Origin of the sequence: Lentilactobacillus sp., from assembly GCF_040773105.1 — a bacterium.
Taxonomy (GTDB): domain Bacteria; phylum Bacillota; class Bacilli; order Lactobacillales; family Lactobacillaceae; genus Lentilactobacillus; species Lentilactobacillus parabuchneri.
The window spans coordinates 1-5,859 of the sequence record NZ_JAXGWW010000127.1; the positions used below are offsets into that span (position 1 = coordinate 1).

Here is a 5,859-nt window from a genome sequence, read left to right on the forward strand (position 1 = left end):
GGTCAATTACCACGGACTATCATCAACAATTGGTGTTAGATGGCTGCGATGCCGAAATGCTGCGCGGAAAACGGGTCATTATTGTGGATGACGTCATTAGTACCGGCGGATCATTATCTGCAGCTGAACACTTATTAAAAAAGGTTGGCGCCGAAGTCGTTCAACGTTGCTCAATTCTGGCAGAAGGTCACGCGGCTGATCGAAATGACTGCGTGTTCTTGAAGACGCTACCGATGTTTGCGGTGAAGAATGGATAAGAATCAATTGATTAAAAGAATGATTGGACGCAAAGAAGGGAGCCCAAGCTTAGTTAAAAACTTGGGCTCTCTTCTTTAATAGTTAAAAGCCAAAATTAATTGATTTGTTTTTCAATCAATTGCTTTTTCAGAATTCGAAAGTAAATTGCGGAAACAACGTTAAATGCCATGGCAACTAAGTTCGCTGCTCTCGAAAGGATGCTTAAAATTACTGAAGGCCTTTATACTTCGCAAACCCATCTACTAAGAAGTTTGAAATAGCCAGCCACGTGAGAAAGAGGGCGGTGTCTATTAGTTTGAGCTTCAGGAGTAAGAATAGAAAGCCAATTGTTGAAATTGTGATAATGATCATCGAAACCGTTCCACGCTGATAATTATGGTAATTAAATTCAGGATGACGACGGTAGACTTTCCAACCAGCATAGGCATACCATCCTGTCCAAGTTAAAATGACGACAAGAATTAGCCAAATTAAATCAATTTGTAGTGCAGTCATAGCGATATAGATGATTAATGTAAATAATATCGGTGCGTTGGTGAATAGCGCATATTTCCAGTTAAATGTCATTTTGCTGTTCTCCTGTATGATTTGAAGCCCGTAATGACGGAGTAGAACAAACCGAATGCTAACAGATATCCTTCTGGACTTTGTGGATAAGCCTTGAGGATGACAAGCCCAATCAATATGGTGATCCCAAGTGCCCAAACAACGTTTGCTACCGTATTGAATCCAAAGTTTTGCGGATCCAGTTCAGGATGCTTTTCGAAGAAAGTCTTGGCATATTTATAATAAGCAAAAATATATAAGGCTGAAAAGATACCTGCTGCGAATAGCAAAGCGATAACGTCATTTACGATGTACAAATGGATCAAAAAATAAATGATTATCAAAGGAATGTATGGAGAAAAACTAATGAGTGCGATCTTCCAGTTGAATTTCATGAGACAACTCTCCTTTTGAGGCTAAGTAAGATTTTCCCCCTGCAGAAAATTGTTGCTTTTAGCGTATCATATAAGAAGAAAATCGTAAAATCATCGCCAAAATATGTTAGACTTTGGATATTCAAATAAGATCACTAGGGGTGCCTTGTGCTGAGATGGCAATTCGCCAATCCCTTTGAACCTGATTTGGTTAATACCAACGTAGGGAAGTGGAAGAAATGAGAACAATCTGTACCAAGTCCGGTTACGTTCTGTTTGAAAATTTTGCTTTAAGGAGCATTGACCCATGAAATTTTCTGAAGAATTAGTTGAAGCTGGACAGCCGATTTTGCACCAAATCTATCAACATCCGTTTGTCGAAGGAATCGGCAACGGAGATCTTCCCAAGGAGGCACTGACGTTTTACGTTGGTCAGGATTTCAATTACCTGAACGCTTTCATCAAGGTGTATGCTGCCGCGATCGAGAAGTCGGAAACCAGAGCAGACATGGCAATTTTTGCCAAGCAAATTGACTTTGTTTTGAATAGTGAAATTCATCCGCACCACAACTTCTGCGATGTCGCGGGTGTTCAATACGAAACGCTGCAACATGATCCTCAAGCACCGGGGACCTACCTGTACAATGAACATATGTACCGATCTGCACGAACTGGCGACTTGATTGACATTGTTGCCGCCATGACGCCGTGTCCATGGACTTACTTGGAAATCGCAAACCGGTTTGTGAAGCAGGGGAAGAATACTGATGACAATGTATTCAAGCCTTGGATCGACTTTTATGCCGATATGGAGGATTCCGATGACAGCATTCTGCCACAGTTGTTTTCTTTAATCGACCGCGAATCCGAGCACTATGACCAGCATCATTTAGACGTTGTCAAAGAAGAATTCTTGAAGAGCTGTGAATTGGAATGGGAGTTCTGGGACCAGGCTTACCGGCAACGCAGCTGGCACTTCGTTAAGCCAATGAAACAGTATCATTAATTGATCAATATTGAACTAACCGGGGCTTTTGGGTCCTGGTTTTTTCTTCGGCATTGATGCCAAAATAAAGTTACATTCACCAATTTCAGTCATTTTCAAGTTGCATTTATGATATGATAAGCGATAACAAAGGAGGCTACTTGCATGCTTACAATCGACCATCTGCACAAACAATTTGGTAGTGTCGAAGCCCTCAACGACGTGAGTTTTAACGTTCCGGACGGACAGATTACCGGGTTGATCGGCCAAAACGGATCCGGTAAATCGACGACTTTTCACAGTATTCTCAACTTTTTAAAATATGATGGTGAGATTCACTGGAATGGTCAGCCCATTTCAGAAGCTGACTTTGATTCAATTGGTTATCTGCCAGAGGAACGCAGCTTGATGCCCAAGCTGACAATTGAACAGCAAATTGTTTATTTGGCACGATTAAAAAATCAACCTGCCAAAGTGATTCGGCCCCAGATTGATGATTGGTTGAAGAAGTTTGCGGTTAAGGGCAAGAAGTCGGACAAGATTAAAGATCTCTCAAAAGGAAATCAACAGAAAGTTCAGCTCATTGTGACGCTGATTCATCGGCCCAAGTTGATTATTTTAGATGAGCCTTTTAGCGGATTGGATCCGGTGAATGCAGATTTGTTAAAACAAGCAATTCTTGAGGCCCGTGACCTTGGCGCAGCCATTATTTTTTCCAGTCATGATATGGGAAATGTCGAAGCGGTTTGTGATCGACTCGTCATGCTTCGGACGGGTGAAATGGTTTTAAACGGAACGATCAGCGAAGTCCGCGACCAGTTTGGTAAATCAGAAATTTATGTCACAACCGACTGGACTTCTGATCAATTACGTCAGCTACCGCACGTTACCATGGTTCAAAATATTCGTGGCAAACGATTTTTATTGCGGGTGGACGATCCCAGTGCGGGGCCTGAAGTGTTTGAAAAGTTGACAGCGGGTCGATATATTGAAGAATTCAGTCAGCAGCCACCAACACTGGATGAAATTTTCAGAATGAAAGTGGGGATGACCAATGAATAAAACATTAATTGTCGCCATGGAAACCTACCTTAGACAGGTCAAGTCCTGGAGCTTTATCGTGTTGGTGCTGTCGCCGTTCATTTTGCTGGCGATTTCGCTTGGAATTGGCTACACCAGTGCGACCTCCAGTTCGGATCAACAGCGGATTGCGGTCGTGTCGGATGACCCAACATTGCGGCCACAATTCATTAAAGCAAATCGGGATGACGTTAAAACGACTGTAACAACAACGGCAACGGCTCAAAAGGCCGTTAACGACAACAAGCTTGCCGGCTACTTGGTATTGTCCTCTGATAAGCGCCAAGTGACCGGGACCTATCATTCGACTGATTCACTGGGCGGCGGCATGAAAACAAAAATTAACGTATTCCTTTCGCAAACCCAGCAGCAACTTAATTTAGCCAATGCCAAGTTAAGTGCCAAGCAGATGAAGTCGTTAGCAGTGCAGCCGTCATTTAAAGCGCAAATCAAGAAGTCTGATAGTGGCGCCAATTTTGCCAAGATTGCGTCATTTTGGATTCTGGTCTTCATGATTTACATGATTTTAGTTACTTATTCGTCAGTGACTGCCCAGGAAATTGCGTCAGAGAAGGGGACCAAAGTGATGGAGATTATCTTTTCCAGTACTAAAGCCTCTAAATATTTTGTTGGCAAAATTTTGGGCGTCTTTGGTGTCATTTTGACACAGATTCTTGTATACCTTGTCGGGGGTTACGGCTTCTTTCAGATTGCCATGCATCTTGACAACATCAAAACGATCATCGTTGATAACCGGTCATTGGTGAACGCGATTATCGGCAATATGTTAAACGTCAACCTGTTATTTGTCTTCTTAGGGGTCATTATCTACACGATTATTTCGGCGTTCAGCGGGGCGCTGGTTGCCAAAGCAGAGGATGCACCCAAGGCGGCCCAGCCGGCAATTTATTTGAGCATGATTGCCTTCTTCTTGACGATGCCGTTTCAAAGTAATTCTGACGCCTTGATTGCCAAAATTTTGTCTTACGTTCCGTTTTTCTCTTCTTATTTTATGCCGATGAGAATTATTAACGGTAACGCCAGTGGGATGGAGATTTCAATTTCTTTAGCCATCTTAGTTGTCAGCATTGGGTTATTGACCTGGTACATTGGCCAGATCTATGAAGGCTTGATTTTACAGACCGATGATACGTCATTTTGGAAACGACTACGCAGAGGATTGAGCTATCAGAAGTAAATAAGTTAACAATTTGAAAAAAATGCCTGCTAAAAAATTAGCGGGTATTTTTACGTATATAATTAACATAGGCCATATTTTAGGGATGTTTTCTGATATAATTAATTGGCTAGTACATAGGAGGAAAACACAATGAAAAAGTTATTATTACTCGCATTGATGACGGTTGGGTTTGTGGCCGCAACGAGTCTTCCAGTTTCAGGAAATACCAATTCGATTGCGACAGCGAATACCGCAACGACTGCTTCATCGACTTATGTTTGGACGAAAGTCCTCAGTCGTAATCATGCGGTGGCGTACCATGCCAAGTCCAATAGTCCGGTGTATTTGTGGAATGCTACCCACACCAAGCGACTGCATAATCTCAAAAATTACCCCAACACAACTTGGTACGTTAAAAATAGTGTCGTGATGCAAAATGGGACCAAAAAGCACGTTTACTATGAAGTTTATAACTATGGGAATGCCTCAGATGGCTTCATTTGGCGGGGTTATTTAACCAAGGGTGTTAATCCCTCACAGAACGCGGCTTCCAAGTCGATTGTGAATCTTTCGTCTGAACGCTCGTTACAGTTCTTCCAGGATAATTTGACGACGCTGGCGAGTTTGCCGCAGTCCCAGTTTCAAAAGTTGATCAGTGATCAGGTGGCTGCCAATTTGACTAAAGATGTCTCAGATCAAAAGCTGGATGCGATGGCTAAAATTTTAGCTACTCAGGATGTCAGCACCCGAGATGCCGCCGAAAAAGCGGGGATTTCCAATCCCAAGACCACCAGCTTTACGGTCAAACAGGTAGATCCCAAGACAATGACGGGGTACTACGCTTTTTGGGCAAAGCATAAAACAACAAATGCACTGAAATATTACGCTTCTATCATTTCCAGCCACGTTTCCAGTGCGGCGGATAGTTCTGTGAATGGTCACTATGGCTTATATGTCGTACCTGATAAAACTGCCAAGTCCTGGAAGCCTGAAGTGATGATTGTGGTGGACTAAGTGAATTAATCAATTGGAGTAGGAGGGACTGGTTTGCTGGATAACTTAAAATTACGCCGATCCACTTATATTATCTTTATTTTATGGGGGATGGTCGCATTTTTTGTGGCTTCTTCAATTTTTAAGAGCCAGGCAATCAGGATCTCTTTTTCAATTAATGATGGCCGTTTGCTTGCAGGATTACTGAGAGGCGGATTGCTGTTATTGGTATACGTTGTTTTCACCGTTTTCTCTTCAAGATTAGCCATTGCGATTCCCGGCTTTCTTTACTTTGGTATTCTTGGATCTTATCTTTGGCAGTTAACCCTCGTGGCCTTTAGCCGTAATTGGCGGGGAATTGCCATTGACCTGTTATTTATCATGAGTTACATTATTTTGATATATTGTGCGACAATGATGGCGTTTCAGATTATTCAGGTCAC

Annotated in this window: 8 protein-coding genes and 1 riboswitch; of the genes, 6 read left to right on the forward strand and 2 right to left on the reverse strand. The window is 42.4% G+C overall.

The genetic code is table 11. The annotated features are described in order from the left end of the window. On the forward strand, window positions 1-257 hold a 257-nt coding region (locus AB3112_RS07460; RefSeq protein WP_367334209.1), incomplete at its 5' end, for a phosphoribosyltransferase family protein. A gap of 208 nt (window positions 258-465) precedes the next feature. Here AB3112_RS07460 and AB3112_RS07465 read toward each other — a convergent pair. Together AB3112_RS07465 and AB3112_RS07470 are read right to left on the reverse strand one after the other, a co-directional pair. Continuing rightward, a complete protein-coding gene (locus AB3112_RS07465; RefSeq protein WP_084998231.1) occupies window positions 466-825 on the reverse strand; it encodes a phage-shock protein in 360 nt (119 codons plus the stop codon). Next, on the reverse strand, window positions 822-1,199 hold the full coding sequence (locus AB3112_RS07470) for a hypothetical protein (protein WP_084973914.1): 378 nt from the start codon (window positions 1,197-1,199) through the stop codon (window positions 822-824). The genes AB3112_RS07465 and AB3112_RS07470 overlap by 4 nt, the downstream gene beginning before the upstream one ends. A 126-nt stretch (window positions 1,200-1,325) precedes the next feature. Then, window positions 1,326-1,424, forward strand: a riboswitch (TPP riboswitch). Between the two features lie 61 nt (window positions 1,425-1,485). Here AB3112_RS07470 and tenA point away from each other — a divergent pair. The 5 genes from tenA to AB3112_RS07495 form a co-directional block, all read left to right on the forward strand. Then, window positions 1,486-2,184, forward strand: coding sequence for a thiaminase II (gene tenA / locus AB3112_RS07475; RefSeq protein WP_084973915.1), 699 nt, complete (start codon window positions 1,486-1,488; stop codon window positions 2,182-2,184). Window positions 2,185-2,328: 144 nt separating this feature from the next. Continuing rightward, window positions 2,329-3,225, forward strand: a complete 897-nt coding sequence (locus AB3112_RS07480) for an ABC transporter ATP-binding protein (RefSeq protein WP_084973917.1) — start codon at window positions 2,329-2,331, stop codon at window positions 3,223-3,225. After that, window positions 3,218-4,441 (forward strand): ABC transporter permease, encoded by a 1,224-nt coding sequence (locus AB3112_RS07485; RefSeq protein WP_367334210.1) that lies wholly within the window; start codon window positions 3,218-3,220, stop codon window positions 4,439-4,441. Before AB3112_RS07480 ends, AB3112_RS07485 begins: the two co-directional genes overlap by 8 nt. 132 nt (window positions 4,442-4,573) lie before the next feature. After that, window positions 4,574-5,437, forward strand: a complete 864-nt coding sequence (locus tag AB3112_RS07490) for a hypothetical protein (RefSeq protein ID WP_367334211.1) — start codon at window positions 4,574-4,576, stop codon at window positions 5,435-5,437. 33 nt (window positions 5,438-5,470) lie between these two features. Then, the coding region (locus tag AB3112_RS07495) for a hypothetical protein (RefSeq protein WP_367334212.1) at window positions 5,471-5,859 on the forward strand (389 nt) is incomplete at its 3' end.